Annotated in this window: 4 protein-coding genes; 3 read left to right on the forward strand and 1 reads right to left on the reverse strand. The window is 71.6% G+C overall.

The window, feature by feature from the left end; genetic code table 11:
* Positions 1-114: 114 nt before the first annotated feature.
* The gene (locus ACFVJS_RS27060; protein WP_378886650.1) at positions 115-699 is read right to left on the reverse strand and encodes a TIGR03086 family metal-binding protein; all 585 of its coding nucleotides are present in this window, start codon (positions 697-699) and stop codon (positions 115-117) included.
* Positions 700-751: 52 nt separating this feature from the next.
* On the opposite strand from ACFVJS_RS27060, the gene ACFVJS_RS27065 reads away from it, so the two are divergent.
* The 3 genes from ACFVJS_RS27065 to ACFVJS_RS27075 are packed head-to-tail and all read left to right on the forward strand — an operon-like array spanning position 752 to position 3473.
* Positions 752-1168 (forward strand): MarR family winged helix-turn-helix transcriptional regulator, encoded by a 417-nt coding sequence (locus tag ACFVJS_RS27065; RefSeq protein WP_378886651.1) that lies wholly within the window; start codon positions 752-754, stop codon positions 1166-1168.
* Between the two features lie 14 nt (positions 1169-1182).
* Positions 1183-2571, forward strand: coding sequence for a serine hydrolase domain-containing protein (locus tag ACFVJS_RS27070; protein ID WP_378886652.1), 1389 nt, complete (start codon positions 1183-1185; stop codon positions 2569-2571).
* The gene (locus ACFVJS_RS27075; RefSeq protein WP_378886653.1) at positions 2568-3473 is read left to right on the forward strand and encodes a DNA-3-methyladenine glycosylase family protein; all 906 of its coding nucleotides are present in this window, start codon (positions 2568-2570) and stop codon (positions 3471-3473) included. Before ACFVJS_RS27070 ends, ACFVJS_RS27075 begins: the two co-directional genes overlap by 4 nt.
* Positions 3474-3512 lie beyond the last annotated feature (39 nt).

Raw genomic sequence — 3512 nt, forward strand, 5'->3', positions numbered from 1 at the left:
CCTCCGCACTGGCCGCCGCCCTCGACGCCCTGCCCCCGGACGGCGCGTGGCCCCTGACCGCAGCGCAGCGGGTGAGCTTGCGAACCCGCGAAGCGGGTCGAGACCACCCTTGCGCTACACCGCCACGTGCCGCTCCGGGTCGCGCCCCAAGAGACGCAGCGCGTCACCCCACTGATCGTCTCCGCGCTCGTCGAGCGGCGCGCCGAACACCGGCGTCCCACCCGGCGTACCGGCGATCTGCCGGGCCAGGCCGAGCACGAGGCTCACCGTGGCCTCCGGGGGCTGATAGCTGCGCCCGAGAGCCGTCGCGACGTCCCAGGCGTGGACGGCGGCGTCGAGCAGCTGCATGCCCAGCGCGACCGCGACGGTCGGACGGAAGCCGAACTCGGCGAGGTGGATCGTCGCCTCCGGGTCGGCGGCGCCGAACGCCTCCCGAGCCCGGACGGCGGAGTCCTCCCAACGGCGGCCGACGTCCTCGGCGGTCACCGACACCGATGCGTACGCGGCGACCGGCGCGTCGCCGTCGGTGACTGCCGCCGCGAAGCCGAGGTTCTGTCCGACCATGTGGCCGAACAGGTCGGCGAGGTCCCAGCCCTCGCAAGGGGTGGGAACGGTGAGGTCGCCGGCTGCGGCGGCGAGGGCGGTCGTATCGTCGAGCGCGCGGTCGTACTCCGTGAGCATCTCCTTGAAAGTAAGCATGCGTAGATCGTAAGCAGATGTATACGATCTGTCGACCGGTTAGCATTCTGCGGTGGATCGACCCGAGCTCGGCTTCCTGCTGTCCCGTCTGATGCGCGAGGTGATGGCTCGCGAGAAGCCGATCCTCGACTCCGCCGGGCTGGAGATGTGGGACTACGCGGTGCTGACCGCGCTGGCCGACTCGGACGCACCCACGCAGGCACAGCTGGCCGCGACCACGGGACGCGACAAGACCCGGCTGATCGGCAACCTGGACCGCCTCGAGGCCGAGGGCATGGTCGAGCGCCAGCCAGACCCGGACGACCGCCGCAACCGGATCGTCTCCTTGACCCCCGCCGGGTCCCGGGTCCTCCGCCGCTGCCGGGAGGCCATCGCTGCGATGGAGACCGAGCTGCTGGCCGATCTCGAACCGGCCGACCGGGCCGCGTTCGAGCGAGCGCTCACGGTCCTGGCCGAGAACGACCGGTGAGCAGGTCTTGCCCGATGTCCCTCGCCCCCACCCGCACCTGGCTCCAGGACGAGCTGCCCATACTCATGGAACGACGCCGGGTGCCGGCCGCTGCCGTCGGAGTCCTCCTCGACGGCCAGGTCGTCGACCACGCGAGCGGAATCCTCAACCTCGACACCGGCATCGAGGCGACCACCGACTCGCTCTTCCAGGTCGGCTCGATCACGAAGCTGTGGACGACCGACCTGGTGATGCAGCTCGTCGACGAGGGCAGGATCGGGCTCGATGACCAGATCAGTCGCCACCTGCGGTCCTTCCGGGTCGCCGACGAGGAGGCGACGCGGACGATCACGGTCCGCCACCTGCTCTCGCACACCGCAGGCTTCGAGGGCGACATCTTCACCGACCACGGACCCGGCGACGACGCGGTCGAGAGGTTCGTCGCCTCGATGGGCGACCTGCCGCAGATCTTCGCGCCGGGGGAGCGGTTCTCCTACTCCAACGCGGGTTTCGCGGTGCTCGGGCGGCTGGTCGAGGTGCTGCGGGGCACCACCTGGGACCGCGCCCTCCACGAGCACCTGGCCGCGCCGCTGGGTCTCACCCATCTCGCCACGACGCCCTACGACGCCATCCGGTTCCGTACGGCGATGGGCCACATCGACCCCGGTCCCGAGCACGTCCTCCGCCCGGCGCCGTCCTGGGGGATGGCCCGCGCCAGCGGGCCTGTCGGCGCGATGCTCTCCATGCGCGTACGCGACCTGCTCGGCTTCGCCGCCATGCATCTGGCCGGCGGCGTGGCCGCCGATGGCGCCCGCGTCGTCTCGGCCGCCTCCTGCGCCGAGGTCCTCGAACGCCAGGTCGACCATCCCGCCTCGACCCGGTCGGACGGTCGCGGCCTGGGCTGGTCCCTGGACGACACCGGGCAGGGGATCGTCGGCCACGACGGTCAGACGATCGGGCAGTCGGCGTTCTTCCGGATGGTGCCCGAGCACGGCCTCGCGGTCGCGCTCCTCACCAACGGCGGCGACACCTACGGGCTCTACCACGACGTGATCGGCCACCTCCTCCACGACCTCGTCGGCGTACGCATCGCTGCCGACCCGGTGCCACCCGATCAGCCGCCGGCCGGCTTCGACGCCGACCGGCTGCTGGGCACCTACCGTGCCCGGATCGTCGACTGGACGCTGCGCCGGACCCCTGACGGGCGCCTGTGGGTCGAGGAGATCCCCGGTCCCGAGGCGGCCGCGATCGGCGACCAGCCGCAGAGCTACGAGGTCCTCCCGTACGCCGTCGACCAGGTCGTCACCGCCGACGCACTGCACGGCGCGCACCACGTCTTCGGGTTCACCGGCCGCGACCCGTCCGGCCGGGCGACACATCTGACCACGAGCCGCGTCTTCCCGCGGGCTAACCTCGACACATGAGTGCGCAGCGGACGGTCCGTCCGGGCTATGCGGTGGGCCTCGCCTCGATGCTGCGGCCGCTGCGACGCGGGCTCGGCGATCCGACGTACAAGATCATCGGTGAGGACCACTGGCGAGCCGTCCGTACGCCGCACGGACCTGCCACGCTCAGGCTGCGCCAGCGCGACGCAGACGTCGAGTCCGAGGCGTGGGGCGAGGGCGCCGAATGGGCGCTGGAGCAGGTTCCGGCCCTGCTCGGGGCCGACGACCGTCCCGAGGAGTTCCGCACCGACGACCCGCTGCTCACGACGTTGCTCGAGCGCTTCGAGGTGCCCCGGTTCGGGCGCACCGAGCTGGTGATGGAGGCGCTGGTGCCCTCGATCATCGAGCAGAAGGTGACCAGCAACGAGGCGTTCCGTGGCTTCGGCAACCTGGTGCGGCGTTTCGGCGAGGTCGCCCCGGGCCCCGGTGCCGACCACGGGCTGCGCCTGCAGCCGTCACCGGAGACCCTGCGCTCCATCCCGAGCGGGGACTGGCTGAGGTTGCCGGTCGACCCGGCCCGCTCCAAGGCCGTCCTCCAGGCGGCCCGGGTCGCGAGCGCCGTCGAGCGCACCGCCGGGCTTCCCGGCGAGGAGGTCGAGCGGCGGCTCACCACCATCCCGGGCATCGGCGAATGGACCGTCGCCGAGGTGCGTCAGCGGGCCCTCGGTGATCCGGACGCGGTCAGCTTCGGTGACTACCATCTCGCGAAGGATGTCGGGTGGGCGTTGACCAACAAGCCGTGGGACGACGATCGGCTTCGCGACTATCTGGAGTCCTTCCGGCCGCATCGCGGCCGCGTCGTCGCGCTCATCTATCGGGGGGCTGGGAAGCGGCCGCGGCGGGGGCCGAAGATGTCGCCTCGCACGCATCTGCCTTCTTGAGCTTCTGGTTTACTGCCGAGTCGGCGCATCAGCCCCTTC

Source organism: Nocardioides sp. NPDC057772 (assembly GCF_042798075.1).
Taxonomy (GTDB): domain Bacteria; phylum Actinomycetota; class Actinomycetes; order Propionibacteriales; family Nocardioidaceae; genus Nocardioides.